Consider the following 26,998-nt stretch of genomic DNA (forward strand, 5'->3'; position numbering starts at 1 on the left):
TCAGCGCACACTCGGCTCACGACCGATTCACGGCGCGGGCGGCAGTAGCAGCTTTCGCAGTTCTTCTTCCACCTCGGTGACCGCGACGAAGAGCAACTCGTCGCCACCTTCCAACGGCTCATCGCCCTCCGGGACGATCACGCGTGCGCCCCGCAGGATGGTCACCAGCGCGGCGTCCCGCGGCAACTGCAGCTTGCGTACCGGCTTGCCGCCCCAGGGCGTGTCGTCGGGCAGCGTGATCTCCACCAGGTTGGCCTGGCCTTTGCGGAACTCCATCAGCCGCACCAAGTCCCCGACGGCGACCGCCTCTTCGATCAAGGAGGCGAGCATGCGTGGTGTCGAGACGGCCACGTCGACGCCCCAGGCGTCGGTGAACAGCCACTCGTTGCGGGGGTCGTTCACCCGGGCCACCACCCGAGGCACCGCGAACTCGGTTTTGGCCAGCAGGCTGAGCACCACGTTGACCTTGTCATCACCGGTCGCGGCGACGACGACGTCGAAATCCTCCAAGTGCGCCGATTCCAGCAGGCTCAGCTCGCAGGCGTCGCCGAGCAGCCAGTGCGCGGCCGGGATGGCGTCGGTGTCCAGGTGTTCGGGATTGCGCTCGATCAGGGTCACGTCGTGGGAGTTCGCAACGAGTTCTCGAGTGACCGATCGGCCGACCGCCCCCGCCCCGGCGACAGCTACTTTCATTTGCGCCACTCCCCATCGCTGGGTGTTGTCATTTCTCGAAGTCCTCACTCGGCGGCAGCGCCGCAATGGCGACCGCCTCAGCCGCGCGGCCCGATATCGCGGCGATGTAAACCTGGTCACCCGCTTGCAGGATGGTCTTTGGTTCCGGCAACACGCCCGTCCCGAACCGGATCAGGAACGCGACGCGCGCACCGGTGGCCTGCTCGAGTTCGGTGGCCCGGTGCCCCACCCAGTCCTCGTGCAACACGACCTGCGCGACGGCGACCGTCCCGGTCGGATCTCGCCACTTGGCGGTCTCGGTCTCCTGCGTCAGCGCATTGAGCAAGCGGTCCGTGGTCCAGGGGACCGTGGCGATGGTCGGGATGCCGAGCCGCTCGTACACCTCGGCGCGCTTGGCGTCGTAGATGCGGGCGACAACGCGCCGCACCCCGAAGGTTTCCCGGGCCAGTCGCGCCGAGATGATGTTGGAGTTGTCACCCGAGGACACCGCGGCGAATGCGTCGGCCTCCTCGATACCGGCGCGCAGCAGCACATCTCGGTCGAAGCCCTGGCCGAGCACCCGCTCACCGGCAAACTCCGCGCTGAGCCGATTGAAGGCGGCGCTGTCGCGGTCGATAACCGCGACATCATGGCCTATCCGGGACAGCCCGTCGGCCACCGAGGAACCGACCCGGCCGCATCCCATCACAACCACCCGCACTTGAGGTCCTTTCGGCTGTTGCTGCGCCTCGTAGTGGATCGGCAGATTCTCGCCTAGGGAACGCTACCGTCAAAGCCACGTGGGCTTACTCTTGGCTCTCGTGTCCAAACTTTCAACCGCTGCGCGCCGATTGCTCATTGGGCAGCCGTTTCGCAGCGACCGGCTGAGCCACACGTTGCTCCCGAAGCGCATCGCCCTGCCGGTGTTTGCCTCTGATGCGCTCTCGTCGGTGGCCTACGCCCCGGAGGAAATCTTCCTCACCCTGTCGGTGGGCGGCCTGGCCGCCTACACCCTGACGCCTTGGATCGGACTGGCGGTGGCCGCCGTCATGTTGGTGGTGGTGGCCAGCTACCGGCAGAACGTGCACGCATACCCGTCCGGCGGCGGGGACTACGAAGTGGTCACCACCAATCTGGGCGCCAACGCCGGCCTGACGGTAGCCAGCGCCCTGATGGTCGATTACGTGCTCACCGTTGCCGTTTCGACGGCATCGGCCATGTCGAACATCGGCTCGGCCATCCCGATCGTGGCCCAGCACAAGGTGTGGTTCTGCGTCGCGGCGATCTTGCTGGTGACGGCACTGAACCTGCGTGGGGTCCGCGAATCGGGGCTGGCGTTCGCCATCCCCACCTACGCGTTCATCATCGGCGTCATCGTCATGCTCGGCTGGGGATTCATCCGGATCTTCGTGCTGGGCAACCCCTTACGCGCGGAATCGGCCGGCTTCCAGATGCATTCGGAGCACGGCAAGGTGCTCGGCTTCGCGTTGGTGTTCCTGGTCGCCCGGTCCTTCTCGTCGGGCTGTGCGGCCCTGACCGGTGTGGAAGCCATCAGCAACGGGGTACCGGCGTTCGAAAAGCCCAAGTCGCGCAACGCCGCCACCACGCTGCTCATGCTGGGCGGCATCGCGGTGACCCTGTTGATGGGCATCATCCTGCTGTCCAAGAAGATCGGCGTTCAGCTCGTCGACGACCCGGCCACCCAGCTGTCCGGCGCCCCTCCCGGCTACTACCAGAAGACGCTGGTCACCCAGTTGGCGCAGACCGTGTTCGGCAGCTTCCACATCGGGTTCGTGGTGATCACCGCGGTCACCGCGCTGATCTTGGTGCTGGCCGCCAACACGGCGTTCAACGGCTTCCCGGTACTGGGTTCCGTCCTGGCCCAGCACAGCTATCTGCCCCGCCAGCTGCACACCCGCGGGGACCGATTGGCCTTCTCCAACGGCATCGGCTTCCTGTCGCTGTCGGCGCTGCTGGCGATCATCGCGTTCCGCGCGGAACTGTCCGCCCTGATCCAGCTCTACATCGTCGGGGTGTTCATTTCGTTCACGCTGAGTCAGATCGGCATGGTCCGGCATTGGACCCGCCTGCTGCGCACCGAAACCGACCCGTCGGCTCGGCGCCGGATGATGCGCTCCCGGGTGGTCAACACCATCGGTTTCATCGCAACCGGCACGGTGCTGCTGGTGGTGATGGTGACCAAGTTCCTCGCCGGGGCGTGGATCGCCGTGGTGACCATGGCCGGACTGTTCATGCTGATGAAGCTGATTCGCCGCCACTACGACGGAGTCACCCGCGAACTCGCGGATCAGGCCGACACCCACGACAACGAGGTGGTGTTGCCCAGCCGCAACCACGCGTTGGTGCTGGTGTCGAAGCTGCATCTGCCGACGTTGCGGGCCTTGGCCTATGCGCGTGCCACCCGGCCGGACGTTCTGGAAGCGGTGACCGTCAGCGTCGACGACGCGGAAACCCGTGAGCTGGTGCACAAATGGGAGGAAAGCGACATCAGCGTGCCGCTGAAGGTGATCGCCTCCCCATACCGCGAAATCACCCGACCGGTACTGGACTACGTCAAACGGGTCAGCAAGGAGTCACCGCGCACCGTGGTGACCGTGTTCATTCCCGAGTACGTGGTGGGCCGTTGGTGGGAACAGTTGCTGCACAACCAAAGTGCGCTACGGCTCAAAGGTCGCCTGCTGTTCATGCCCGGGGTGATGGTGACCTCGGTTCCCTGGCAACTGACCTCCTCGGAGCGAATCAAGACGCTGCAGCCGCACGCGGCGCCGGGCGACGCGCGGCGCGGCATCTTCGATTGAACCGCGCAGCCGTGCGCGAGGACCTGACGCTGCTCACCGGTTCACCGGCCAACGGCGGTAGCTGTGTGGCGCACCACGAGGGCCGGGTGGTCTTCGTGCGTCATGCCCTGCCCGGAGAGCGGGTCCGCGTCCGTGTGACCGCCGACCGCGGATCCTATTGGCACGCTGATGCTTTGGAGGTGCTCGACCCGTCGCCGCATCGCATCGATTCGCTGTGCCCGATCGCCGGCGTGGACGGCGCCGGCTGTTGTGATCTGGCGTTCGCCGATCCCGATGCGGTTCGCGCGCTCAAGGGTGAAGTGGTCGCCAATCAGCTGGATCGGCTCGCCGGATACCAGTGGGCCGATGCGGCGCAAGCGGTTTCGGATGCCGGACCGACCGGGTGGCGGACCCGGGTGCGCCTGGACGTCAGCGCGGACCGGCGGCCGGGGTTTCATCGCTACCACAGTGACGATCTGGTGACCGAGCTGCGCTGCGGGCAGCTGCCGGTAGGCATGCTCGACGGCTTGTCCGAGCCGGACTGGCCCCCCGGAGCTGCCGTGCATGTGGTCGTCGACGATGACGGGAAGCGTCACGTGGTGCGCAGCGTGCGGCAGGGTCGACGGACTTCGACGAAGGTGGTCGAAGGCGACTATCACGCCGTGCAGCGCGTGGGTCAGCGCAGCTGGCGGCTCCCGGTGACCGCGTTCTGGCAAGCCCATCGCGACGCCGCCCGGGTGTACAGCCGGTTGGTCGCCGACTGGGCGCAGCCCGATCCCGGCATGACGGCCTGGGATTTGTACGGTGGTGCAGGCATTTTCGCGGCGGTGCTGGCGACGGCGGTGGGGGAGTCCGGTCGGGTGCTCAGCGTCGACACCTCGCGCGGGGCCTGCGGTGCCGCGCGGGCGGCGCTCAAAGACCTGCCGCAGGTCCAGGTCGTCACCGATTCGGTGCGCCGGGCCTTGGCGGCCGAACAGGCCCGCGCCGACGTGGCGGTGCTGGATCCGCCGCGCTCGGGTGCCGGCCGGGAAGTCATCGACCTCCTGGCCGCAGCCGATGTGCGACGTGTGGTCCACATCGGTTGCGAGGCAGCGGCTTTCGCGCGGGACATCGGACTCTACCTCGGCCATGGTTATGCCGTGGACGAACTCACCGTGTTCGACGCCTTTCCGCTGACGCATCACGTGGAATGCGTTGCGCTGCTGACTCGCTAGGCACCTGACTGCGGCGCGGGCGCTCAGGGGATAGACTCCGTCGCGGTGTGCCGGGAAGTCTGGTCGGCGGCTCCATTGTCGACCGATCGAAAGGCTCGGGTGCCGTGCCGCAGTGAATGAAACTGTCCGTTACGCGCTGATCATCTTGTTCTGCAGTGCCGTTGGGTTGGCTGCCGTACTGGCGAATCGTCTCACCGAACGGATGAAGATCCCGGTCGCAGTGCTCGTGCTGGTCGGGGCCGCCATCGCGGTGCACGCCGTGCCTATCGTGCAGCCACCGTCCGAGCGGACCGTGGAACGAGTGATCACCATCGCGCTGGTGTTGGTGTTGTTCGACGGCGGCATGCACATCGGACCGGCGCGGTTCCGCAGCGCGGCCGTACCCATCTTGTCGGTCGGCGTGCTGGGAACAGGACTCGTGGCTGTCGGTGCCGCCGTGCTGGTGCATTACACGTGCGGAATCAGTTGGTATCTGGCGTTGCTGGTGGCCACCGCGGTGGCTCCCACCGATCCCGCCGTCGTCTTCTCGGTCCTGGGCAAACGCGAGATCGCCGGGCGCAGCAGCACCATCTTGGAGGGGGAGTCGGGGACCAACGATCCGGTCGGTATCTCCCTGATGAGCGGCCTGATCGGCGCCGGCGGGCTCAGCCTGGCCGGCTTTCTCAACGTGGGGACCCAGTTCGCGCTGCAAATGGTGATCGGTGCGGTCGTCGGCGTGATCGGCGGACGCCTCCTGCTGGTGTTCATGCGGCGCGTGGCGTTGCCCAGCGAAGGTCTGTACGCGCTGCGGACGTTGGCGTCGTGTCTGATGCTCTACGGCCTTGCCACGCTCGCGCACGGCTCGGGTTTCCTGGCGGTGTTCGTGGCCGGGATCGTGATCGGCGATGCGCGCGCGCCCTACAAGCCCGAGATCAAGCGATTCCATGCTGCCCTGGCCGGTCTGGCCGAGATCGTCGCGTTCGCCGTTCTGGGTCTGACCGTCGACCTGCCCGTGCTGGCCCACGCCGACGTCTGGATTCCGGGGCTGGTGCTGGGCGTGGCGCTGACCGTGGTGATTCGGCCGGTGGCGGCGAGCGCCTGCCTGATTCGGGTGCGACTGGAGCGCAACGAACGCCTCTTCATCCTGTTCGCCGGCCTCAAAGGTGCGGTGCCGATCTTGCTCGGGGAATACCTGCGAGCCGCTCATGTACCCGACGCCGAACGCCTGTACGGCATTGTGGTCGTCGTCGTCGTTTTCTCCGTTCTGGTTCAGGGCAGTTCGGTGCCGGGCGTCGCGAAACTGCTGCACCTGCCGATGCGGACCGTGGAAACCCAGCCATGGGAAATCGGTGTCCGGCTCGCGGACGAACCGCAAGGGGTTCACCGGTTCAACGTGGCCGAGGGGTCAGCCGCCGAAGGGTGCACCGTGGAGAGCCTCGGGGACCGCGTCGGCGACATCTGGGTGAGCATCGTTGTCCGCACCACCGGAGTGGTGCCGGTGCGGGGCGACACCACGCTGGAGGCCGGTGACGAGGTCGTCGTGCTCGCCGATCCCGAACTGCGCGACACTCTCGTCGAATTGTTCGGCCCCACGCGGTAATGGCTGCTCACGCCGCACGCCCGGGCCACACTTGCGCGCGCTGCGTAGACTGACGGGATGCTGGAACAGATCCGCGGGCCTGCTGATCTGCAGCACCTTTCCCAACGGCAATTGCGCGACTTGGCGCAGGAGATCCGTGAGTTCCTGATTCACAAGGTCGCCGCCACAGGGGGACATCTGGGTCCGAACCTCGGCGTCGTCGAACTGACACTGGCGCTGCACCGGGTGTTCGATTCCCCGCACGACCCGATCGTCTTCGACACCGGCCACCAGGCCTACGTGCACAAGATGCTGACCGGGCGCTGCCAGGACTTCGAAACCCTGCGCAAAAAGGGCGGGCTGTCCGGGTACCCGTCGCGCAGCGAGAGCGAGCACGACTGGGTGGAATCCAGCCACGCCAGCGCCGCACTGTCCTACGCCGACGGGCTCGCCAAGGCGTTCGAGCTGACCGGGCACCGCAACCGGCACGTGGTCGCCGTCGTCGGCGACGGCGCGCTCACCGGCGGCATGTGCTGGGAGGCGTTGAACAACATCGCGGCCTCGCACCGTCCGGTGATCATCGTCGTCAATGACAACGGCCGCAGCTACGCGCCCACCATCGGCGGCGTCGCCAACCACCTCGCCACGCTGCGGCTGCAGCCGGCCTACGAACAGTTCCTCGAGCGGGGCCGCGACGTCGTGCGTGCCGTGCCGGTGGTCGGTGAGGTCTGCTACCACCTGATGCACAGCGTCAAAGCCGGCATCAAGGACTCCTTGTCGCCGCAGTTGCTGTTCACCGATCTGGGTCTGAAGTACGTCGGCCCGGTCGACGGCCACGACGAACGCGCGGTCGAGGTCGCGTTGCGCAGCGCCCGAGGCTTCGGCGGCCCAGTGATCGTGCACGTCGTCACCCGCAAAGGCATGGGTTACGGCCCGGCCGAAGCCGACGAAGCCGAGCAGATGCACTCCACCGTGCCGATCAACCCGCTGACCGGAGAAGTCACCAAGATCGCGGGCCCCGGCTGGACGGCCACCTTCTCCGACGCCCTCATCGGCTACGCCCAGCGGCGCCGCGACATCGTCGCCATCACCGCGGCCATGCCCGGTCCGACCGGGCTGAGCGCGTTCGGGCAGCGCTTCCCGGACCGCTTGTTCGACGTCGGCATCGCCGAGCAACACGCGCTGACGTCGGCAGCGGGTCTGGCCATGGGCGGGTTGCACCCGGTGGTGGCGATCTACTCGACGTTCCTGAACCGGGCGTTCGACCAGATCATGATGGACGTGGCGCTGCACAAGCTGCCCGTGACCATGGTGCTGGACCGGGCGGGAGTCACCGGCTCGGACGGCCCCAGCCACAATGGCATGTGGGACCTGTCCATGCTGGGCATCGTGCCCGGCATGCGGGTGGCCGCGCCCCGCGACGGCACGCGACTGCGTGAGGAACTCGGTGAGGCGCTCGACATCGACGACGGGCCGACGGCACTGAGGTTCCCCAAAGGCGATGTGGGAGAAGACATTCCGGCGCTGGAACGACGTGCCGGAGCGGACGTGCTGGCGTTGCCGGCCGGTGGGCTGAACCACGACGTGCTGCTGGTGGCGGTCGGCGCCTTCGCGTCGATGGCACTCGCGGTCGCCAAGCGGCTGCACAACCAGGGCATCGGTGTGACGGTGATCGACCCGCGCTGGGTGCTGCCGGTGTCCGACGGTGTGCGCGAACTGGCAGAGCAGCACAAGCTGCTGGTCACCTTGGAGGACAACGGCGTCAACGGCGGTATCGGGTCGGCAATCTCGGCGGCGCTGCGCCGTGCCGAGGTGGACGTGCCGTGCCGCGACGTGGGGTTGCCGCAGGATTTCTTCGAGCACGCCTCGCGGGGTGAGGTGTTGGCCGAGCTGGGGTTGACCGACCAGGATGTGGCCCGGCGGATTACCGGTTGGGTTGCGGCACTGGGTTCTTCGGTGACCGAGTCAGAGGCGGAGCTGCGCGAGCCGCTCGACTAGTCCTCGGTCGGAGCGACCGCCGCCGTCGATATCGCCGCGGCCAACGCCGACACCACGAGGTCACGTTGCCAGGGCCGGGCTTGGCCGGCGCGCAAGTATTCGGCGACCGCCTGTTCGGCGTCGCCGTCCTGCACCGATTCCCAGTCCCAGCACAACCGTCGCACCAGCTCCGGCGAGACGAGGTTCTCGGTGGGCACGCCCACCCGCTCCGACACCTTGGTCAGCGCGGCGCGGGCCGCCTCGAGCCGGGCGGCCGCTTCCGGTTTACGCCGCCCCCACCGCGCCGGTGGTGGCGGCGTGTTCACCGGCTCGGCCTCGTCGGGCGGACTCTCGTTGCGGCGGGCCGCTTCCAGCGCCGAGAGCCACATCGCGGCGCTGCGCCGCTGATTTCGCCCCCCGAACACCGGCAACGCCACCAGGTCGTCCACGGACTTGGGGTCGGCGAGCGCGGCGTCGACGATGGCCGAGTCGGGCAGGATCCGGCGGGGCGCGATGTCGCGGCGCTGGGCGATACGGTCGCGCATGGTCCACAGCTCGCGCACCGCCGCCAAGCCGCGCCGGTCGTGGACGCGGTGGATACCTGAGGTCCGCCGCCACCGGTCTTTGCGGGCAGCGGCCGGGATGGCGGTGCGCAGGTACTCGAATTCCTGTGCTGCCCAATCGGTTTTGCCTTGCTCGGCCAACACCGCCGCGATCGCGGCGCGCAACTCGATGAGCAGTTCCACGTCCAGGGCCGCATAGTTGAGCCACGCGGTCGGCAGCGGGCGCTTGGACCAGTCGGCGGCGCCGTGTCCTTTGGCCAACCCGAAACCGAGCAACCGCTCGACCATGGTGGCCAAGTTGACGCGCTCGAAGCCGGCCAACCGGCCGGCCAATTCGGTGTCATACAGCGCGGGCGGGTACATGCCCACCTCCGCCAGACACGGAAGATCCTGATCGGCGGAATGCAGAATCCACTCGTCCTGACCCAGCACCTCGGCGACCGGTCTGAGCACCGTGCGCGCGTCGCCACCATGGCTGACCGGATCGATCAGCACGGTGCCCGCCCCGGCGCGGCGAATCTGGATCAGGTAGGCCCGGTTGGAGTAGCGGAACCCCGAAGCTCGCTCGGCGTCCACGGCGAACGGCCCGTGGCCGCCGTTCAGCAAGGCCGCGGCGGCCTCGATCTGGCGCGGGCTCACCGACAGGGTTGGTATCCCGTCGGCCGGCTGAAGTAGGGGGACTGACGTTGGTTCCGCGCTGTCGGCGCTTTCCGTGCTCTCCGGCGGATTGGCCTCCGGTTCACCCATCAGGCCCGTGACCGCGAGCCCAGGTCAACGACGCCGGCCGGAGGCAGGCCCGCGGCATGCTCGAGAACACCGCAGAAGGCTTCGACATGGCTGCCCACGTCTGGAGTGGTCGCGGTCCACGACGCCCGTAGTTCCAGCTGGTGGGCGCGCGGCGGGCCGGAGATGTCGCCATAGCGCACCGACGTGGTCGCGGTCACCGTGCCGCCCAGGGCGGTCGCCTGCTCGGTGCGTGACTCCAACGCCTCGACCAGCCAGCTCCACGCCACCTCGGGCAGCAGGGGATCGATCGCCTCGTGGGAGTCCAAATCGGCCTGAACGTAGGCGACCAGGCGGATGGTGCCGTCCCACGCATCGGAGCCGTCCGGGTCGTAGAGCAGGATCAGCCGGCCGAAGGCATCACCTTCGGAGCGTTCCGGGACGATGTCCAGATCGGGATGTTTGACCTCGGCGCCCAGCGCATAGCTGTACGGGGCGAGCCGCTGAGGGGGACGAATCGGGCCAAGCTCGATTTCCGGGCGGACGGTCACGGCGTTCATCGCCGCCACCGCCTCGCGGAACGGAGCCGGTTCCGTTGAAGTCATGAGCGCCGCTCCTCCTCATCGCTGCGCTCAGCGTGGTCGTAGGGGCGGGTCACACCCACCGACGGTAGACCTATCCTCGGACACGCGGAATCAGGCGCGCCGAACCGCCCCTCAGCTGTCGGAACCGTCAATAAAGCGGGCTGGACGCTTCTCCCGGTGTGCGGCCAGGCCCTCTCGCACGTCGGGCCCGCTGAACCCGATGAACTCCAGACCCAGGGACGTCTCGAAAGTCGGCCCGAACATCCGGTACCAGTGGTTGAGGCTGCGTTTCGTCCAGCGAATGGCGGTCTGCGCGCCCTGGGCTAGTTTCTCGGCCAGTTGTGTCGCGGTGGCCAACACCTCGTCGTCGTCGACGCACGTCGAGACCAACCCGATGCGTTCGGCTTCCTCGCCGGACAGGGTCTCGCAGGTCAACAGGTAGTACTTGGCCTTGGCCATGCCGACCAGCAACGGCCAGCAGATGGCGGCGTGGTCACCGGCGGCCACCCCCAGCTTGGTGTGGCCGTCGATGATCTTCGCGTTCTTGCCCGCGACGGAGATGTCGGACAGCAACGCCACCACCAGTCCGGCGCCGACGGCCGGTCCGCGGATCGCCGACACCATCGGTTTGTCGAAGTTGACCAGGTTGAGCACCAAATCGCGGGCCTCGCGCATGATGCGGATGCGGCCCTCGAAGTCGCCCATCGTCTCTTCGATCAGGTCGAAACTGCCGCCGGAGGAGAACGCCTTGCCTTCACCGCGGACCAGCACCACCCGCACGGCGGGGTCGCGGTCGATCACCGGCCAGATGTCGGCGAGATCTTGGTGCATCTGCGGACCCACCGAGTTCAGCCCCGGCGCGTCGAGGACCAGATTCAGCACGCCGTTGTCCCGGAGTTCACAGCGCAGGCTGGGGAAGTCGTCGTAGGAGAGTGGCACCGGGTCGATGTTACGCAGGGGCCCCTGCCACCTCGTGGCAGCATTGAAGCTGATGAACAATCGTCGCGACCTTCCTCAGTCGCCGTATCTGGCCGCGGTCGCCGGCCGCAAGCCCAGCCGCATCCCGGTGTGGTTCATGCGGCAGGCCGGCCGTTCGCTCCCCGAATACCGGGCGCTGCGCGAGCAACACAGCATGCTGGCGGCCTGCTTCGAACCCGAAGTGGCCTGTGAGATCACCCTGCAGCCCATTCGCCGCTACGACACCGACGCGGCGATCCTGTTCTCCGACATCGTCGTTCCGCTTCGCGCGGCCGGCATCGACTTGGACATCGTTCCTGACGTGGGCCCGGTGATCTCCCACCCGGTCCGCACCCAAGCCGACATCGACGCGCTGAAACCTGTTGACCCGCAAGGCATTGCGCCTATTGCCGAGGCGGTCGAGCTGTTGGTCGCCGCGCTGGGCGAGGTTCCGCTGATCGGATTCGCCGGTGCGCCGTTCACGTTGGCGTCCTACCTGGTCGAGGGCGGGCCGAGCCGCAACCACGCCCGCACCAAGGCGATGATGCTGGCCGAGTCGGCGAGTTGGCATGCCTTGATGACGAAGCTCACCGACCTCACCATCGCGTTTCTGCGCAGCCAGATCGACGCCGGGGTGGACGCCATCCAGGTGTTCGACTCGTGGGCCGGGACGTTGTCGCTCGCGCACTACCGGCAATACGTGCTGCCGCACAGCGCGCGGGTGTTCAGCACCTTGGCCGAATACGGCGTGCCGATGACGCACTTCGGGGTGGGCACCGCCGAGTTGCTGGGGGCAATGTCGCAGGCCGGGGCGGGCGTCGTCGGCGTGGATTGGCGCACCTCGCTCGCCGACGCGGCGACCCGGGTCCAGCCCGGCACCGCCCTGCAAGGCAACCTCGATCCGGTGGTGGTGCTGGCCGGCTGGCCGGCGGTGGAAGACGCGGCCCGCGCCGTGGTGGACGACGGCCGCCGCGCCGTGGACGCTGGGGCGGCCGGTCACGTGTTCAATCTGGGTCACGGGGTGTTGCCGGAGACCGATCCCGGCGTGCTGACCGAGTTGGTGGCGTTGGTGCACTCGCTGTGACGGGATCGTATTGCGTTGTAGGCGGCGGCATTTCGGGTCTGACGGCGGCGTATCGACTGCGGGTGGCGGTCGGGGCCGACGCACAGATCACCCTGTTCGAGCCCGCGGACCGGTTGGGCGGGGTACTGCGCACCGAGCTGGTCGGTGGACAACCCATGGATCTGGGCGCCGAGGCATTCGTGCAGCGCCGCCCCGAGATGCCCGCGCTGCTGGCCGAACTGGGCTTGGCCGATCGACAGCGCACCACCACCGGCGCCCGGCCGTTGATCTACAGCCAAGGACGGTTGCATTCCCTGCCGGCGGGCACAGTGGTCGGCATCCCGTCGTCGGCCGCCGCGATGGCCGGTCTGGTCGACGAGCAAACCGTGGCCCGCATCACGAACGAGCCCGACCGTCCGTTGGCGTGGCAGCCGGGTAGCGACCCGTCGGTCGCCGATCTGGTGGCCGAGCGGTTCGGTGAGCAGACCGTGGCCAGGTCGGTGGATCCGCTGCTCAGTGGCGTGTACGCCGGGTCGGCCGCAACCATCGGACTACGTGCCGCGGCTCCGAGCGTGGCGGCGGCCCTGGACCGCGGTGCGACCAGCCTGACCGAGGCGGTCCGTCAGGGCCTGCCGCCGGCCACCGGCGCGCCGGTGTTCGGCGCGCTGAGCGGCGGCTACCAGGTCTTGATCGAGGAACTGGTGCGGCGCAGCGGGCTGCAGTGGGTGCACGCCGCGGTGACCAAACTGGAGCCGGGCTGGGAGTTGCAGGACGACACCGGCGCTCGCTGGCATGCCGATGCGGTGATTCTCGCGTTGCCCGCAGCCCGGTTGGCGCGGCTGGTGGAGGGAGCCGGTGTGGCACGCACGGCCGCGGCCGCCGGCCGGGTGGTGAGCGCGTCCTCGGCGGTGGTGGCGCTGGCAGTGCCCGTCGACACGCCCTTCCCGCAGAACTCCGGGGTGCTGGTGGCCAGCGGAGAAACGTTGCACGCCAAGGCAATTACCCTGTCCTCGCGCAAGTGGGGCGGGTCCGGGGACGCGCAGTTGCTGCGGTTGTCGTTCGGACGCTTCGGTGACCGGGTGGCCGCGGCCACGTCGGACGAGCAGTTCGTGTCCTGGGCGCTGGAAGATCTGGCCACCGTGTTCGGGCTGGCGGTCGAGCCGGTCGACGTGCGGGTGCAGCGGTGGATCGACGCGATGCCGCAGTACGGACCGGGTCATGCGGCGCTGGTCGCCGAACTGCGCGCCGGGCTGCCGCCAACGCTGGGTGTGGCAGGCAGCTACTTGGACGGCATCGGGGTGCCGGCGTGCATCGGGGCGGCCGGCCGGGCCGTCACCAGCGTCGTCGAGGCCTCGAACGCCGAAGTGGCACGATAGGAGCCATGTCCCGCCTCGACTTCGACGCTCTCAACTCCACGATTCGGTACCTGATGTTCTCGGTGTTCGCGGTGCGGCCCGGCGAACTCGGCCAGGAGCGCGACGCCGTGATCGACGACACCGCCACGTTCTTCAAGCAGCAAGAGGAGCGCGGTGTCGTGGTGCGCGGCCTCTATGACGTCGCGGGTCTGCGCGCTGACGCCGACTTCATGATCTGGACCCATGCCGAGCGCGTCGAAGCCCTGCAAACCACCTACGCCGACTTCCGGCGCACCACCACGCTGGGCCGGGCGTGCGCACCGGTATGGAGCAGCGTGGCGCTGCACCGCCCCGCCGAGTTCAACAAGAGCCACATCCCGGCGTTCCTGGCCGGCGAGGAACCCGGCGCCTACATCTGCGTGTATCCCTTTGTGCGGTCCTATGAGTGGTATCTGCTGCCCGACGAAGAACGGCGTCGCATGCTGGCCGAGCACGGCATGGCGGCCCGCGAGTACAAAGACGTCCGGGCTAATACGGTGCCGGCATTCGCGCTGGGTGACTACGAGTGGATCTTGGCGTTCGAAGCTCCCGAGCTGGACCGCATCGTCGACCTAATGCGCGAGCTGCGCGCGACCGACGCCCGCCGGCATACCCGCGAAGAGACACCGTTTTTCACCGGGCCGCGGGTGCCCGTCGAGCAGTTGGTGAGTGCTCTGCCATGACGAATCCGCAATTCGACCCGACCGACCCCACCCGGTTCGAAGAGATGTACCGCGACGAACGGGTCTCCCACGGCCTGCCCGCCGCCACGCCGTGGGACATCGGCGGCCCACAGCCCGTCGTGCAGCAGCTCGTCGCCGTGGGAGCGGTCAAGGGGGAGGTGCTCGATCCCGGCACCGGACCCGGACACCACGCGATCTACTACGCCACCAAGGGATATTCCGCCACCGGCATCGACGGCTCGGCCGGTGCGATCGAGCGCGCCCGCGACAACGCGCGCAAGGCCGGGGTAACGGTGGACTTCCAGGTTGCAGACGCCACGAAGCTGGACGGGCTGGACGGCCGCTTCGACACCGTCGTCGACTGCGCGTTCTACCACACCTTCAGCACCGCCCCGGAGTTGCAGAAGTCCTATGCGCAGGCGCTGCACCGGGCCACCAAACCCGGCGCGCGGCTGTACATGTACGAGTTCGGCGAGCACAACGTCAACGGGTTCACCATGCTGCGGTCGTTGTCGGAGAGCGACTTTCGCGACGTGCTGCCCGTCGGTGGTTGGCAGATCACCTATATGGGGCAGACGACGTATCAAGTCAACATCAGCGCGCAGTCGATCGAGATGATGGCCGCGCGCAATCCCGACATGGCCGAGCAAGCGGAGGACCTGTTGGCCCGATTCCGCGCGATGGAGCCGTGGCTGGTCAACGGCCGGGTGCACGCGCCGTTCTGGGAAGTGCACGCCACCCGCGTCGACTAGGGATATCTGCCGTAGCGGCAGCCTGGGTTGATTAGGCCGTCGCCGGCACCAAGCGCAGCGAGATCGAGTTGATGCAGTAGCGCTGGTCCGTCGGCGTCGGGTAGCCCTCGCCTTCAAAGACGTGGCCGAGGTGGCTGTGGCAATTTGCGCACAACACCTCGACGCGCCTCATCCCCAAGGAGTTGTCAGACCGCAGGATCACCGCATCGGAATTTGCCGGGTCGAAGAACGACGGCCAGCCGCAGTGCGACTCGAACTTTTCTGTGCTCCGGAACAATTCGGCACCACACGCGCGGCACTGGTAGACGCCTTCGGTTTTGGTGTCGGTGTACTCGCCGGTGAAGGGACGTTCGGTGCCGGCGCGGCGAAGCACCTGAAACTCCTCGGGAGTCAGCTTCTGGCGCCACTCGTCGTCGGTGAGTTGCAGCTTGGGACTGGTCATGCATCCACGCTAGCGCTGATGCGGCGCTCCTGCTCGGGCCGCAGCCAGGCCGGATCGATGCCGTCGTCCAACCGGTTCTCTGCCTTGGCGTCCAGGTACCGGTAGTAGAGCACGGTGAACGTCACGATCAGCAGCAGCGACCAGCCGTAAGTGATCTTGAGGTATTCCATCGCGCGGCCCCAGCGCATCCAGTTGAACAGCAGCCAGCGGTCCAGCGTCATGAACCCGTAGATGCCCAACCACGCCGGCCAGTTACGAATCACCGAGTTGGGCAGCACTACCGTCATCAGGAACGGGAACAGCATCATCGAGTAGTAGCCCTGCGCCAGCGACAGCGCCAGCCAGGACCACAGCAGCAGCACCCCTGAGGAGGTGGTGAACCAGAACAGCGGGTCACGGGTGCGGTAGTAGCGGTACAACAGCCACAACGCTCCCGCCGCGAGCACGGTGAACAACAGCCGCAGGAACACGATCAGCCACGTCGGCAGGCCGAAATAGACGCCATTGCCCTCGATCGAGCTGTTGAAGTAGTCGCGGGTACCCAGGATGTAGGGCAGCGTGCGGGTGAAGAAGTTCATCGGGTCGCTCACCAGCGGCAGCGCCGCCACATTGATGACCGCGGGAATCACCAAGGCGGCGACCAGCGCCCGCCACTGGCGGTTCAGCAGCGGCAGCAAGAGCAGGGGGCCGAGCAGCGGCTTGAGCACCAGTGTCAGGCCGATGGCCAAGCCCGCCCACCACTGCCGGCTGGCCCGACCGTCCAATAACCAGCGAATGAACAGCACCTCCAGCAGCAGGATGCAGCCGTTGATGTTGGTGAACACCAGCGTGTTGGTGACCGTCTCGGTGCAGAACATGGCCAAGATGAGCGCCGGGGCGGCCACCGAGGACAGCGTGAAGTTGAACATCCGCAGCAGCAGGTAGGCGGCGACCAGGATGGCCACGGTGTTGATCGAGATGAACAGGTAGCGCGACGGCGCGAACGGCAGGTAGCCGAACGGCGCCATCAGCAGGGTGCCGCCGGGCGGGTACAGGTAGTGCGGGTCGACGTAGTCGAAGTGCTCGTTGTAGATGTCCCAGCCGTGCCGGAAGTTCAGGACCGCGCGGTATACCGGCTTGAAGTCGTCGGTGATGTTGCCGTTGGTGGTCAACACGATGCTGCGGTGCAGCACCGAGAGGATGGCCGCCGGCCACAGCACGGAACGCAGAATGGTCGCCGCGCTGGGTGCGCTGGTGCGGGGACGGAATGCGGCTTGCAACGAATCGCGCAAGCCCGTTTTGGTCGAGTCAGCTGCCGTCACCAGCGCACCGTACACCGGTGAGCTCGACCGCCAAGTGTCAGGCGGGACAGTAGGTGTCGGTGCCGGGCAGTTTTCCGGAGTCCAGATATCCGACCATCGGCGGCACCGCACAGGATGAGTAGATGCTGGCGCCGTGGCCGATTCCCTGCCACATCACCCGCTTGCTCGCGGCGGTGGCATTGATGATGGTGGCCGCCGTCGCGGCGACACCTTCGTTGCCGACGATCGGGTCGTTCTGCACGCCGAGCAACAGCACGTCGATCTTGAGTTCCTTGGGGGCCTGCGCCGGCTGACCGGTCGGCCAGTGCACGCATTTGACCAGGTTGAGCGCGGCGATCGAACCGAACTGCGGATAAAGCTTGCCCCAGGCGACCACCAGTTCGCGGACCCGGTCCGGCGTGGGTCGGTTGACCGCGTCGCTGCAGTCGTTGACGAACTGCCCGTCGGTGTCCTGGGTGGCCTCGGCGCGGTTGACCAGGTTGGTCAGCTGGTTCATGTCGCCGGAGCGCGCCGCCGCCAGGGCGTTGGCCAGGTTGGTCGTGGTGCTGGCGCGATCGCCGGTGGGGAAGCCCAGGGCCGTGGTCAGCGCATTGGCCAGGGACGCCGCCGAGACCCGGTCGACGCCCCCGTTGGATTTGGCGGCGGTGAGCAACGCGCTGACCGCAGCCTTGGGGTCGGCGCCCAGTGCGCAGTTGACCGCGACACATTGCGCGGCGAACGCGTCGAGTGCGGCCTGTTGTCCCTTGACCTGCTGCTCGGCGGCCGCTTCGGCGCTGGCGCCCAACGCCACCGGCGAGTCCAGGATCAACCGCGCCACCTTGTCGGGACGGGAACCGGCATAGGCCAGCGCCACCTGCGCGCCGTTGCCGATGCCGACCAGCGCCAGGGCCGGGACGTCCCACAGGTTGCGCAGCCGCTCGATATCGGAGGCGGCGTGGCCGTTGTCGTAGGAGGAGGCGCCGGGCGCGATGGCGTCGGTGCAGTTCGTGGTGGCGGTGTTCGAGATGTCCGAGAGGTTGGCGACCGGGTCGTCACCGGCCCGGAATTGGGCTTGGTCGCGCATCTCTTCGCGATCCAGGCGGTCGCGGCAGTCGATCGGGCTCGACATGCCCATGCCGCGGCGGTCGATCGCGACGATCGGGTGACTCTTGAGGACGTCACCGCCGGCGCGGGAGAGCCACACCGGTAGCTGCGTGGACGACGGCAAGTCCGAGCCGGTGGTGAAGACCAGGGGGCCGGCATCTTTGGGCGTCTGGGCGGAGCGGGCGCGGACCACGCCGATGGTGATCGATCCCGAGCTGCCGTTGACCGGATCGAGGTCGGCGTCGAAGTTGGCGCACTCCAACTTGACGCCGGGTGCGGCAGGCACTCCGGCGTCGGAGGTGACCCGGGACGTGCAGTCACGCCAGGACAGGTCGTTCTTGGGTGCGGCGATCGGCGGCGGGCCGTGCGGTGCGGGAGTCGAGGTGGCCGCGCCCTGTGGACGGGCGCCGGAATTGGTGGCGAACCGCGGGTTGGCGCCCAGGCCCGGGACGCAGCCGGCCAGCACCGCGGTCACCGCGACGAGGATCGTGGCGGAGGTGATGCGCCGACTCATGCCGACCACAGTAGCCACCGGCTCCGACTATGCCTTGATGTAGCGGGTGTAGAGGTAGCCGGCGTCGTTGGTCAGCACGTGCGCGCAGCGCAGGCGCGTCATCAGTTGCGCGGGGCCCGTCGCGATGCGCCGCGAGCGACCGCCGACCACGCAGGGCGCGACCGTCAGGCACAGCTCGTCGAGCAGGTCGCGTTCGATCAACGCGCCCAGCAGCATCGGGCCCCCTTCGGTGAGGACTCGCCGCAGTCCCCGCGCCTCGAGGTGAGACAGCACGAGGCGTTCGTCGACGCGGGCGGGATCGTCGCCCGAACAGTCGATCGTTTCGGCGGATGGACCCAGTCGACGGCGGGTCTCGTCGAGCGCCGCGGTGCAGGTGAGCACCAACGGTGCAACCTCGGTGCGGCTGAATATCGGCAGGTCCCGGTCGAGCCGGCCGCTCTTCGTGACGATCGCCAAGGGCGGGACTTCTCGCTGGTGGCGTGCTTGTCGTTGCTGGCGCTCGACGACGCCCAGGTGGGCGCCGGAGTAACCCTCGCTGCGGACAGTTCCCGCGCCGACGAGGATGACGTCGGCCAGTCCGCGCAGCGTGTTGAAGATCAGTCGATCACCCGCGTCACCCATTGCGCCGCTGGTGCCGTCGACGGTGGCTCCGCCGTCCACGCTGGTGATGAAGTTGGCTCGCAACCAGCTGCCGTCGTGTTGCGCTGGATAGCCGTAGAGCTGGGCAAGTTCGCCGTCGCTGACCTCGCGCTCCGATCCGAGCAAGGTGAGGCGTGAACTGCCGGCCGCCGAATCGGGCATGAGTTCGATTGCAGCACGTCGCTACAGTGCGAGCATGCCTGGGTCCACCGCTGACAACGGTTCCGGCGGCGCGGCCCACCTGGTCGATCGGCATCCGACCGTGTCGCCGGAGCGGCTGATCTCCCAGCTGCGCCCGCCGCCGACGTTCGCGACGGTGAGCTTCGAAACGTATCGTCCCGACCCGGCCGAACCCACGCAGGCGGCCGCCGTCGTCGCCTGCCAAGAGTTTTGCGAGCAGGCGGTGCAACGGCGGGCCGGCCGCAGGCGGCTGCTGGGCAAGCGGTCGGTGTTGCCCGGTGTCGGGATTTACCTGGACGGCGGATTCGGCGTGGGCAAGACGCATCTGCTGGCGTCGTCGTATTACCAGCTGCCGGGCGACGGGCCGGACGCGCCACCACATCCGAAAGCGTTCGCGACATTCGGTGAGCTGACGCAGTTGGCCGGGGTCTTTGGCTTCGCCGAATGCATTGAGCTGCTGAGGAATTACACCGCGGTGTGCATCGACGAGTTCGAGCTGGACGACCCAGGCAACACCACACTGATTTCGCGATTGCTTTCCTCGCTGGTCGAGCGTGGGGTGTCGGTGGCCGCCACGTCCAACACCTTGCCCGAGCAACTCGGTGAAGGGCGATTCGCCGCGCAGGATTTTCTGCGCGAAATCAACACGCTGGCAGACATTTTCACCACGGTGCGAATCGAAGGACCGGACTACCGGCATCGGGGCCTGCCGCCGGCGCCGCCGCCGTTGTCCGATGCGGAGGTCGCCGCGCGGGCGGCGAACGTGCCGCACGCCACCCTGGACGACTTCGACGCGCTGTGTGCGCATTTGGCGACGATGCATCCGTCGCGCTATCTCACCTTGATCGAGGGGGTGGCGGCCGTGTTCATCACCGGCGTACACAGCATCGACGACCAGAACGTGGCGCTGCGGTTGGTGGCGCTCACCGATCGCCTCTATGACGCCGGGATCCCGGTGGTGGCGTCCGGGGCCAAGCTGGACACCATTTTCAGTCAGGAGATGCTGGCCGGCGGATACCGGAAGAAGTACCTCAGGGCGACGTCCCGGCTCCTGGCTCTGACTGCGGCCGATCCCGCACCATGACGTAATCGTTCTCCACGCCGGAACCCAGCTGGAACGTTCTGGTGCCGGCGACCTTGAACCCGTTCTTGGCGTAAAAGCGTTGCGCACGAACGTTTTCCTGATTAACGCCCAGCCATACGCATTCGACACCCCAGGCGGCGGTGACGTCGAGTGCGGCGTCGATCAAGGCCGTCGCAGCGCCGGTGCCATGAAAGTCGCTGAGCACGTAAATCTTCGACACTTCGGCGGCCGGGCGCAGTGGGACGGCGCGCTGAATGTCCGGGTCGTCGGCGACTCCGAAAATCAACATGACGTAGCCGACGATCCGGCCGTTATGGTTTGCGGTGAGAATCGCCCGTTGCGGGTCGGTCAGGTACTCGACGAAGCGGGCCGCCGACAGGTTCGTCCGTACGAACGCGGTAATGTTCTCCGGCGTGGCCGACGGGGGACAGGCCAGCGGAAAGGCTTGCGCGGCAACAAGGGCCAGTTCGTCGACATCGACAGTGTCGGCGGTTGCGCGGTCTACGTACAGATCACAAATTCCATTGCGCGAGGTGCTCACCGGTCTTCTTGTCCAGCAAGACGACGACGGAAACCGGGTCGCGGTAGGCGTCCCAATACACTCCGCCGCGCACGATGGCGCCCTGCGGGGCGTTGACCAACACGTTGTCCAGGGCGTCGGGGGCGTCGGAGGCGCGAGGCTTGTAGGCGTCGGCGAACGGTGTCACGCCGTCGAAGGCGAAATTGGTGGCCATGATGTACGAGTTCGGCACGCGTACCGCGCGAACCGTCACGTCGGCACGGTTGACCGAACTGCCCGGGAGACCTTTGACCGGCACTCCGGCGCGCGTGTAACCGAATCCGGGAGGCGGGTCGCACGGCGCGACGCTGCTGACGGTCACGTCTGCGACGTAGGTGCCGGTGTCGACTCGCAACGTGTCACCGATGTGGCCGATCGGCGCGTCGCCGGCCCACGCGCGCGGGATGGCGACATCCACCGCCGAGACGCCCGCAGCGGCGACCAGCAAGGTGGACAAGATGATTAGCCAGCGGTGCACTTTTTGCCTCCTCGGCTCCCGTTTCGGGGACCTTCGCATGATTGCACACGTCCGGATCGCAAGGGGAGGGGTTCGCCGTCTCAGGTAGCGCGGGGGCTTGCGGGGCCGGCGCCGCCGGTCAGAGATTCCAGCGCGGCGGCCAGGTCTGTCTCGACACGTTGCTTGTCGACGCCGGATCGGTGCAAAGCTCCGGCCCCGTCCTCGAGTTCGAGCAGGGCGAGCAGCAGGTGTTCGGTGCCGATGTAATTGTGTCCCAAGCGAAGTGCTTCTCGAAACGTCAGTTCGAGTACCTTGCGCGCCGGTCCGCTGAACGGGATAAGGGCAGGAGTTTCTGCCGCGGCCGGCGGGAGGGTCACCGACGCTTTGAGCGCTTCGGTGTCGATCTTCTGCAAATGCAGCAGCACCGTGGCCAAGGCGGCGCTATCGTCCAGCAGGCCGAGCAGCAGATGGTCGGGGGTGATCTCGTTGTTGCCGGCGTCGTGGGCGGCGTTCTGGGCCGCGACGACCGCTCCTCGGGCCCGTGGGGTGAAGCGCCCGAAGCCCTGCTCGGGGTCCAACGTGGTGGCTTCGGCCTTCGGCACGAACCGCTTCTGCGCGGCCTGTTTGGTGACGCCCATGCTCTTGCCGATGTCGGTCCAGGATGCTCCGGAACGGCGGGCCTGATCGACAAAGTGCCCGATCAGATGGTCGGCGACCTCGCCGAGATGTTCGGCGGCCAAGACGGCGTCGGCGAGTTGGTCAAGTACGTCGGGGTGGACCTGCTTGATGGCGTTGATCAGCTCGTCAAGGCGGATGGGGTAGGAGATCGGCGTGGGTTGCACCATGTCGTCAACGGTAGGTTGACGAACGGGATCATGTCAACCGCAGGTTGACGATCTGCTCGAAATGCGCAGTCTGTTCTCCAGTGCGACGATCTGGGGTCATGAGGCTTCTGCTTCCGCTCGCGGTGGCGTCCGCGTTGACGGCGCTGGCCGCGCCCGCCAGCGCTGACAGCACTGACGATCTCTTCCTCGCCTCGCTGCGTGCTGCGGGAATCAGTTTCCAGGATCCGGATCGCGCCGTCCGCGCCGGCAAATTCGTGTGTGCGCTGGTCGACCAGGGGCAGCGGGGCAAAGAGGTCGTCGACACCGTCCAATCGCAGAATCCGGCGGTCGACCAGGAAGGCGCCGCCAAGTTCACGGCGATCGCGGCCCACGCGTACTGTCCGAAGGCTATTGCGGGCCTGTCCTAGACGGCCTTCGGTTGAGTCGGCACGTGGAGGTGCGCGATGAAAGCAGTCCTGGCCGTCGGTGCGGTGCTGACCGGTCTTGTGAGTTGGGGCGGGGCGCGGGCGATCGTTGCGCAGATCGAGCGCAACCCCGATCCCTTTCCGCCGGAACGACTTCGGGTCGAACCGGAGGGCGAGGAGGCCCGCATCACGCGTCCCGACGGCACGGTGCTGTGGGCGTTGACCGCTGGCGAAGGTCCGCCAATCGTCTTGGTGCACGGCTACACCGCGGCCGTCATCGAGTGGAATATCGTCTGGGATGAGTTGGTGGCGCGCGGCTATCGCGTGATCGGCTTCGACCAGCGCGGGCACGGACGCTCCACGTTGGGTTCCGACGGGATCGGTTCTGCGCCCATGGCGGCCGACCTGGCCGCGGTGCTGCGGCACTTCGATGTGCGCGACGGCGTGCTGGTCGGCCATTCGATGGGTGGCTTCATCTCGATCCGCGCAGTACTCGATGACCCCAACCTCGCCGACCGGTTGCGCGGGCTGGTGCTGTTCGCCACCTGGGCGGGTCGCATTCTGGAAAAGGCGCCCCAGAATCGGCTGCAAATACCGCTGCTGCAAACCGGCGTCCTGCAACGACTCATCCGAAACAGGACCATAGCGGTGCTGTTCCTGGCCGCGCAGTGCGGGAAGCGTCCGTCGCCGGCGATGGTGTCGGTGTTCGAGCACTTCTTCAAGCAACACCTTGACGACCACGGGCCGCTACTGCCGATCGTGCGGGCGTTCTCCCGGGAAGACCGCTATCCGCGGCTGGGGGAGATCGCGGTGCCGACGGTCGTGATGGTCGGTGCCGCAGACCGTACAACGCCGCCGCACCACTCACGCCGGCTCGCCGACGGCATCCCCGGCGCGCGGCTGGTCTCGATTCCAGACGCGGGCCACCTGCTGAACTGGGAGGCTCCCGACCAGCTCGTCCAGGTCGTCGAATCGTTCTATGCGTCGGTGCCGCGCTGATGGGTATGGGCGGTCCAGGTCTGACCGTCGAAGTAGCGCAGCACAGCGGGATTGTGCGCGTCCGGATACCAGCCGGGCGCGCTGGTCGGTGCCGGTGAAGTCTGCCAGCCGTGCGGCACATAGGGATTCGCGTCTGGCTTGGGTGTGGTCAAGCGGATCATCACAACGATGAACCCGGCGACGACGACCACACCGATCAGCGCGGCCACGACCAGCAATAGGTAAGCGAGCAACGAACGCTTCCTTCCCCCAAGCGGACGCGAGACGCCACACAGATGTTAGCGGTGGCCGGATCGCGTCCGCTCGAGGTCAGATCGTCACAGGCCGGGCAGGCAGATCGGGGCTCCCATGCACGTGTTGGCCGGTGACGGGTCACCTTCCATGATGTGCGCCCCAACGGGAATGCCGCCTTCGGTGCCCGGGTGGCCGGGGCTGCCGCCGTAGTAGTGGTGACAGACGTTCATGTCCCAGACCACATCGGGCATCGGCAGTGGACTGCCCGGGCACCAGACGTAGCTGCACATCGCGAGCTGGTTGCAGATACCCGTGCCCGGGTCGGCCTGCGCGGTGCCTGCACCTGCTGCGACGTTGGCCAACGCGAGCGATCCCGAGAACAATGCGGCAGCGAGGATTCGCTTCATGTGTTTGCTCCTTCCCGTGTAGCGCCATTCTTGGCGGCATTGCGGGAAGTAGACAAGAGGCAATTTGCTACCGATCCCAAGTTCGCCGGAGCGTCAGCGCTTCGAACGCCGGCTCACACGCTTTCCGCAACGTAGGTGACCACGTACCACCGTCTGGGCGGCTTTCGAGTGGTGTCGTACTCCTCGGTCGCGGCGGCGTGCTCCAGCCGAACGTCGGTCAATTCGGGATTGTGGACGCGAATGTGGTCTTCGAGTTGCAGCAGCAGCGCATCGCCGTGCAGGGCCGGATCCGCCAGCGCTCTGCCTCGATATCGAGTCCAACTCATGTCAGCGACCTTGGGGGGTGCGGGCTCCGGCGCGGGTCTTCGTCAGATGAATCAATTCTCCGAACGGCTCTCACCAAACGACACATCCGACACTATCGCGGCGAAGAAAAGCGATCTCCCCAAGTGGTCGCGGCGCACGGGGCTTCGTTCGGACGCTGAGTGAGAGTCCGGCGGCTGAAAAGTCAACGGCCGCCTGTCTTTTGTGCGATTGTGTCCGGCTTCTGTAGTGCCGCTAGCTAATTCTCTCAGAACCACACTGCGCGCCGAGTGACCGCTATAACATTGCCTTCTAGCCGCTTCGGGCCGCGACTATGCAGGGGTCAATCAACGGAGATTGGGGTCGATGGCGATGAAGAAAATGACACGGAAGCGGACGGCTCAGGTACTACTTGCGCTGCTTGTCGCGGCGTCCGCACCGGCGATGTCGGGATGTACCGGCGGCTTGAATTTGGGTGGCCAGGTGGGAACTCCGCCCGTCCAATGTCCAAATGGCGATTGCCCCGCGCCCTAGGCCGCACGTCGCCTTTCTCAGGCAGGAGCGGGCAATATTTATCGTTCGCTGTGGTCACGCGCTTGTCACTTCGGTGACGAGGTTTCAGCTGCCTGGCAAAACAAGGCCAAAGGGATATTAGCGGCGGCGCTTGCGCGTCTATTGCGATAGAGACAGTGAAGGCCCGGTGAAAACCGGGCCTGAACTGTATGACTTCTGGTGCGCGATACTGGGATTGAAAAGACGACCCCGGTTTTTCGAATTGGTGTCCTGATCAGCTCAGGATGTCGCGATAAGCCACGAACCGGTCAGGGCAGCCCTCGCAGCGGGCTTCGCTAACGCCTTGTCCAAGCCCGCTGCCGGACGGCAGAGGGGATCCATCGCGCAGCTATCCGCCTGTTGTCAGTGGCTTCTACTCGGACCGCAACTGCTTCTGTGAAGGAACTGACCGCCAGCCATGTCCATCGCTTAAGCCCGTCGTACCTGGCTTGATACATCGCCTCAAGATTGGCCCGGTCGGCGCTATTGTCCTCCTGTAATTCACCGCAAGCTGCCCAAAACTCATTGCAAGTATCCTCGACTGCACGCAGGCGCCCGACGACGTATTCCGCCCAGTCGGCCGCTGTGCTCGGCGTCTCGCTACCAGCCGGGCTCCGTCCTGGGAACAAAATCCAGACTCTTCCCCTCAGCGGTCGAAGCCGGTCCACTGAATCCTTTACTTTTGCCGCACGTTCGTCCCGAAGTATTGAGTCGTGGTGAAGCTTCTCGTTCCGGTGTCCTACCCGGGTCGTTGGCTTGTAGTCCCGCAAGGACGCTAGAGCTGCCATCGCTCCTCCCGCAAATTCGCCTGCCAACGCGATCCGCTGATCTCGAAGCTGTTTCTTTCGGTCATTTCGGTCACCGAAGAAACCAGCAACGAATGCCGAGACAGCAGACGAAGTCAAGACTGCTGCGATGATTGGACCCCAGCCCTGCATCAACAGAGGATATGGCGGCACTCCGCCGCAACGGTCGGCATTCCTCACATGTCGTGAAGGTTGTTCTCGGCTGCGGTTCCTCTTGCCAGGTGGGATTCTTTGGTCGAAGAACTGCTCGGTGCCGCCTGCGGAGAGCAACGGAGGAGTCCTTCAACTTTCCCACCATCCGTGCAGCGACCAGCGGCCGTACTGGCGCGCGACGCTCGATTACGCCCCTGGGTGGCCGGGGGTCTGGCCTGCCCGTTATCGTCTTGCACAGGTGAAAACGCAACCCTTACAAAACATCTCAAAGACCGATCTGCAGCGGATCGCCGAAACGGCGAACGAAAAGCTTGAGCTCTCCGACGTACCGGTAGGGCATCTTTGCCACGCCGCGACGCCGAAGCTCCAATCATCGACGAAGCCAGGGTGCTAGCTGTGGGCCGCGTTGGCGCCCACTCGAGCAGGATGCGGTCTGGTACACCGCTTCCGGCCTCAATTTGCTCGATGCCGGCTCGTTCGCTTTCGGTGAGCTGGTCGGCCAGGTCGCGCCATGTCGTCGCGGGATCGCGTGGGGCGGTGTCGGACTTTAGGCGGATTCTCTCCCGCGGGTCTGACACCAAGGGCGCTACGCCGATCTGGCAAGTTTTCTGCACGTCGCGCAATGAGGCCATCGAAGAACGCCCCTGAACTGCGGTAATGCTGGTGCGCGATACTGGGATTGAACCAGTGACCTCTTCCGTGTCAGGGAAGCGCTCTCCCGCTGAGCTAATCGCGCTGGGGAACAAAGCTGGAGGTGGAGACGGGAATCGAACCCGTGTGCACGGCTTTGCAGGCCGTTGCCTCACCACTCGGCCACTCCACCGCTGGGATTGATGCCACTTGCACCTTCGAGCGGATGACGGGATTCGAACCCGCGACCCTCACCTTGGCAAGGTGATGCGCTACCAACTGCGCTACATCCGCGCGCCTCGGGCGAGATCGTCGTCCGGTGCGAAGGACGACGATAGTCCACGTCAGCGGGCGCACACAAATCTCTTGGTCGTTGCGTGTCCGGTTCGGCGTGTGCGCCCCTGAGGCACACTGGAGCCGTTCGGCGCGTTGGCGGCTCGTGTTAGTCTTCGACGTCGTTCGCCTCTC

The 26,998-nt window shown here is 66.7% G+C and carries 25 protein-coding genes, 3 tRNA genes and 1 pseudogene; 11 read left to right on the forward strand and 18 right to left on the reverse strand.

The features are described from left to right. Nucleotides 1-27 precede the first annotated feature (27 nt). Both A9W95_RS11410 and A9W95_RS11415 read right to left on the reverse strand, forming a co-directional pair. On the reverse strand, nt 28-693 hold the full coding sequence (locus tag A9W95_RS11410; RefSeq protein ID WP_067412260.1) for a TrkA family potassium uptake protein: 666 nt from the start codon (nt 691-693) through the stop codon (nt 28-30). 28 nt (nt 694-721) lie between these two features. Continuing rightward, the gene (locus A9W95_RS11415; protein ID WP_082983032.1) at nt 722-1,393 is read right to left on the reverse strand and encodes a TrkA family potassium uptake protein; all 672 of its coding nucleotides are present in this window, start codon (nt 1,391-1,393) and stop codon (nt 722-724) included. A gap of 100 nt (nt 1,394-1,493) precedes the next feature. On the opposite strand from A9W95_RS11415, the gene A9W95_RS11420 reads away from it, so the two are divergent. The 4 genes from A9W95_RS11420 to dxs all read left to right on the forward strand — a co-directional run bounded on the left by A9W95_RS11420 (nt 1,494) and on the right by dxs (nt 8,240). Next, a complete protein-coding gene (locus A9W95_RS11420) occupies nt 1,494-3,491 on the forward strand; it encodes an APC family permease (protein ID WP_067412266.1) in 1,998 nt (665 codons plus the stop codon). Continuing rightward, nucleotides 3,488-4,684 (forward strand): class I SAM-dependent RNA methyltransferase, encoded by a 1,197-nt coding sequence (locus tag A9W95_RS11425; protein WP_156746144.1) that lies wholly within the window; start codon nt 3,488-3,490, stop codon nt 4,682-4,684. Before A9W95_RS11420 ends, A9W95_RS11425 begins: the two co-directional genes overlap by 4 nt. Before the next feature lie 112 nt (nt 4,685-4,796). Beyond that, entirely contained in the window at nt 4,797-6,263 is a 1,467-nt protein-coding gene (locus tag A9W95_RS11430; RefSeq protein WP_067412272.1) for a cation:proton antiporter, read from the forward strand. Nucleotides 6,264-6,320: 57 nt separating this feature from the next. Beyond that, nucleotides 6,321-8,240, forward strand: a complete 1,920-nt coding sequence (gene dxs, locus A9W95_RS11435) for a 1-deoxy-D-xylulose-5-phosphate synthase (RefSeq protein WP_067412275.1) — start codon at nt 6,321-6,323, stop codon at nt 8,238-8,240. Here dxs and A9W95_RS11440 read toward each other — a convergent pair. The 3 genes and pseudogenes from A9W95_RS11440 to A9W95_RS11450 form a co-directional block, all read right to left on the reverse strand. Continuing rightward, nucleotides 8,237-9,529 carry a ribonuclease D gene (locus A9W95_RS11440; protein ID WP_067412278.1) on the reverse strand — a complete coding sequence of 431 codons (1,293 nt, stop codon included), beginning with the start codon at nt 9,527-9,529 and terminating at the stop codon, nt 8,237-8,239. The genes dxs and A9W95_RS11440 overlap by 4 nt on opposite strands. After that, nucleotides 9,529-10,163: pseudogene (locus A9W95_RS11445) on the reverse strand (DUF3000 domain-containing protein). The gene A9W95_RS11440 and the pseudogene A9W95_RS11445 overlap by 1 nt, the downstream one beginning before the upstream one ends. Before the next feature lie 58 nt (nt 10,164-10,221). After that, on the reverse strand, nt 10,222-11,028 hold the full coding sequence (locus A9W95_RS11450; protein ID WP_067412284.1) for an enoyl-CoA hydratase/isomerase family protein: 807 nt from the start codon (nt 11,026-11,028) through the stop codon (nt 10,222-10,224). Between the two features lie 52 nt (nt 11,029-11,080). Here A9W95_RS11450 and hemE point away from each other — a divergent pair, with 52 nt between their 5' ends. From hemE to A9W95_RS11470, 4 genes are read left to right on the forward strand one after another with little or no spacing between them, the layout of a single operon-like run. Continuing rightward, on the forward strand, nt 11,081-12,130 hold the full coding sequence (gene hemE, locus A9W95_RS11455; RefSeq protein ID WP_067412327.1) for a uroporphyrinogen decarboxylase: 1,050 nt from the start codon (nt 11,081-11,083) through the stop codon (nt 12,128-12,130). Beyond that, nucleotides 12,127-13,485, forward strand: coding sequence for a protoporphyrinogen oxidase (locus tag A9W95_RS11460; RefSeq protein ID WP_067412287.1), 1,359 nt, complete (start codon nt 12,127-12,129; stop codon nt 13,483-13,485). The genes hemE and A9W95_RS11460 overlap by 4 nt, the downstream gene beginning before the upstream one ends. 5 nt (nt 13,486-13,490) lie before the next feature. After that, complete coding sequence (hemQ, locus tag A9W95_RS11465; protein ID WP_067412290.1) at nt 13,491-14,186, forward strand: hydrogen peroxide-dependent heme synthase; 696 nt, start codon at nt 13,491-13,493, stop codon at nt 14,184-14,186. After that, nucleotides 14,183-14,938, forward strand: coding sequence for a class I SAM-dependent methyltransferase (locus A9W95_RS11470; RefSeq protein WP_067412292.1), 756 nt, complete (start codon nt 14,183-14,185; stop codon nt 14,936-14,938). The genes hemQ and A9W95_RS11470 overlap by 4 nt, the downstream gene beginning before the upstream one ends. A 31-nt stretch (nt 14,939-14,969) precedes the next feature. On the opposite strand, the gene msrB is transcribed toward A9W95_RS11470, so the two are convergent. The 4 genes from msrB to A9W95_RS11490 are packed head-to-tail and all read right to left on the reverse strand — an operon-like array spanning nt 14,970 to nt 19,079. Beyond that, a complete protein-coding gene (gene msrB, locus A9W95_RS11475; protein ID WP_067412295.1) occupies nt 14,970-15,380 on the reverse strand; it encodes a peptide-methionine (R)-S-oxide reductase MsrB in 411 nt (136 codons plus the stop codon). Then, nucleotides 15,377-16,696, reverse strand: coding sequence for an arabinofuranan 3-O-arabinosyltransferase (gene aftC / locus A9W95_RS11480; protein WP_067412298.1), 1,320 nt, complete (start codon nt 16,694-16,696; stop codon nt 15,377-15,379). Before aftC ends, msrB begins: the two co-directional genes overlap by 4 nt. A 22-nt stretch (nt 16,697-16,718) precedes the next feature. Further along, a complete protein-coding gene (locus tag A9W95_RS11485) occupies nt 16,719-18,296 on the reverse strand; it encodes an alpha/beta hydrolase (protein ID WP_156746145.1) in 1,578 nt (525 codons plus the stop codon). A 9-nt stretch (nt 18,297-18,305) separates the two neighbouring features. Further along, the gene (locus A9W95_RS11490) at nt 18,306-19,079 is read right to left on the reverse strand and encodes a pyrimidine reductase family protein (protein WP_067412301.1); all 774 of its coding nucleotides are present in this window, start codon (nt 19,077-19,079) and stop codon (nt 18,306-18,308) included. Here A9W95_RS11490 and zapE point away from each other — a divergent pair. Further along, nucleotides 19,078-20,181 (forward strand): cell division protein ZapE, encoded by a 1,104-nt coding sequence (zapE, locus tag A9W95_RS11495; protein ID WP_067412304.1) that lies wholly within the window; start codon nt 19,078-19,080, stop codon nt 20,179-20,181. The genes A9W95_RS11490 and zapE overlap by 2 nt on opposite strands. On the opposite strand, the gene A9W95_RS11500 is transcribed toward zapE, so the two are convergent. The 3 genes from A9W95_RS11500 to A9W95_RS11510 form a co-directional block, all read right to left on the reverse strand. Further along, nucleotides 20,129-20,692 carry an N-acetyltransferase gene (locus A9W95_RS11500; protein ID WP_067412333.1) on the reverse strand — a complete coding sequence of 188 codons (564 nt, stop codon included), beginning with the start codon at nt 20,690-20,692 and terminating at the stop codon, nt 20,129-20,131. The genes zapE and A9W95_RS11500 overlap by 53 nt on opposite strands. A 1-nt stretch (nt 20,693) precedes the next feature. Next, nucleotides 20,694-21,218, reverse strand: coding sequence for a hypothetical protein (locus A9W95_RS11505; protein WP_156746146.1), 525 nt, complete (start codon nt 21,216-21,218; stop codon nt 20,694-20,696). Between the two features lie 80 nt (nt 21,219-21,298). Then, nucleotides 21,299-22,042 (reverse strand): Clp protease N-terminal domain-containing protein, encoded by a 744-nt coding sequence (locus A9W95_RS11510; RefSeq protein WP_067412309.1) that lies wholly within the window; start codon nt 22,040-22,042, stop codon nt 21,299-21,301. A 98-nt stretch (nt 22,043-22,140) separates the two neighbouring features. On the opposite strand from A9W95_RS11510, the gene A9W95_RS11515 reads away from it, so the two are divergent. Together A9W95_RS11515 and A9W95_RS11520 are read left to right on the forward strand one after the other, a co-directional pair. Continuing rightward, nucleotides 22,141-22,449 carry a DUF732 domain-containing protein gene (locus A9W95_RS11515; protein ID WP_067412312.1) on the forward strand — a complete coding sequence of 103 codons (309 nt, stop codon included), beginning with the start codon at nt 22,141-22,143 and terminating at the stop codon, nt 22,447-22,449. Between the two features lie 36 nt (nt 22,450-22,485). Beyond that, nucleotides 22,486-23,445, forward strand: coding sequence for an alpha/beta fold hydrolase (locus A9W95_RS11520; protein WP_067412315.1), 960 nt, complete (start codon nt 22,486-22,488; stop codon nt 23,443-23,445). Here A9W95_RS11520 and A9W95_RS11525 read toward each other — a convergent pair. The 6 genes from A9W95_RS11525 to A9W95_RS11550 form a co-directional block, all read right to left on the reverse strand. Then, complete coding sequence (locus tag A9W95_RS11525; protein WP_156746147.1) at nt 23,424-23,678, reverse strand: DUF2510 domain-containing protein; 255 nt, start codon at nt 23,676-23,678, stop codon at nt 23,424-23,426. The genes A9W95_RS11520 and A9W95_RS11525 overlap by 22 nt on opposite strands. A gap of 84 nt (nt 23,679-23,762) precedes the next feature. Further along, nucleotides 23,763-24,086 (reverse strand): hypothetical protein, encoded by a 324-nt coding sequence (locus tag A9W95_RS11530; RefSeq protein WP_067412321.1) that lies wholly within the window; start codon nt 24,084-24,086, stop codon nt 23,763-23,765. A gap of 113 nt (nt 24,087-24,199) precedes the next feature. Continuing rightward, nucleotides 24,200-24,412 (reverse strand): hypothetical protein, encoded by a 213-nt coding sequence (locus A9W95_RS11535; RefSeq protein ID WP_067412324.1) that lies wholly within the window; start codon nt 24,410-24,412, stop codon nt 24,200-24,202. A 2,149-nt stretch (nt 24,413-26,561) separates the two neighbouring features. Beyond that, nucleotides 26,562-26,636 (reverse strand) — tRNA-Val (locus tag A9W95_RS11540). A gap of 13 nt (nt 26,637-26,649) precedes the next feature. Beyond that, nucleotides 26,650-26,723, reverse strand: a tRNA-Cys gene (locus tag A9W95_RS11545). A gap of 28 nt (nt 26,724-26,751) precedes the next feature. Further along, nucleotides 26,752-26,824, reverse strand: a tRNA-Gly gene (locus A9W95_RS11550). Between the last annotated feature and the right edge of the window lie 174 nt (nt 26,825-26,998).

The sequence above is a fragment of the Mycobacterium sp. 1423905.2 genome (genome assembly GCF_001673155.1).
Taxonomy (GTDB): Bacteria; Actinomycetota; Actinomycetes; order Mycobacteriales; family Mycobacteriaceae; genus Mycobacterium.

Excerpts from the sequence above, each read along its gene's own strand:
- A9W95_RS11410 (WP_067412260.1), bottom strand. The coding sequence starts at position 693 with ATGAAAGTAGCTGTCGCCGGGGCGGGGGCGGTCGGCCGATCGGTCACT.
- dxs (WP_067412275.1), top strand. The coding sequence starts at position 6,321 with ATGCTGGAACAGATCCGCGGGCCTGCTGATCTGCAGCACCTTTCCCAA.
- A9W95_RS11440 (WP_067412278.1), bottom strand. The coding sequence starts at position 9,529 with ATGGGTGAACCGGAGGCCAATCCGCCGGAGAGCACGGAAAGCGCCGAC.
- hemE (WP_067412327.1), top strand. The coding sequence starts at position 11,081 with ATGAACAATCGTCGCGACCTTCCTCAGTCGCCGTATCTGGCCGCGGTC.
- hemQ (WP_067412290.1), top strand. The coding sequence starts at position 13,491 with ATGTCCCGCCTCGACTTCGACGCTCTCAACTCCACGATTCGGTACCTG.
- A9W95_RS11470 (WP_067412292.1), top strand. The coding sequence starts at position 14,183 with ATGACGAATCCGCAATTCGACCCGACCGACCCCACCCGGTTCGAAGAG.
- msrB (WP_067412295.1), bottom strand. The coding sequence starts at position 15,380 with ATGACCAGTCCCAAGCTGCAACTCACCGACGACGAGTGGCGCCAGAAG.
- zapE (WP_067412304.1), top strand. The coding sequence starts at position 19,078 with ATGAGTTCGATTGCAGCACGTCGCTACAGTGCGAGCATGCCTGGGTCC.
- A9W95_RS11490 (WP_067412301.1), bottom strand. The coding sequence starts at position 19,079 with ATGCCCGATTCGGCGGCCGGCAGTTCACGCCTCACCTTGCTCGGATCG.
- A9W95_RS11510 (WP_067412309.1), bottom strand. The coding sequence starts at position 22,042 with ATGGTGCAACCCACGCCGATCTCCTACCCCATCCGCCTTGACGAGCTG.
- A9W95_RS11515 (WP_067412312.1), top strand. The coding sequence starts at position 22,141 with ATGAGGCTTCTGCTTCCGCTCGCGGTGGCGTCCGCGTTGACGGCGCTG.
- A9W95_RS11520 (WP_067412315.1), top strand. The coding sequence starts at position 22,486 with ATGAAAGCAGTCCTGGCCGTCGGTGCGGTGCTGACCGGTCTTGTGAGT.
- A9W95_RS11530 (WP_067412321.1), bottom strand. The coding sequence starts at position 24,086 with ATGAAGCGAATCCTCGCTGCCGCATTGTTCTCGGGATCGCTCGCGTTG.
- A9W95_RS11535 (WP_067412324.1), bottom strand. The coding sequence starts at position 24,412 with ATGAGTTGGACTCGATATCGAGGCAGAGCGCTGGCGGATCCGGCCCTG.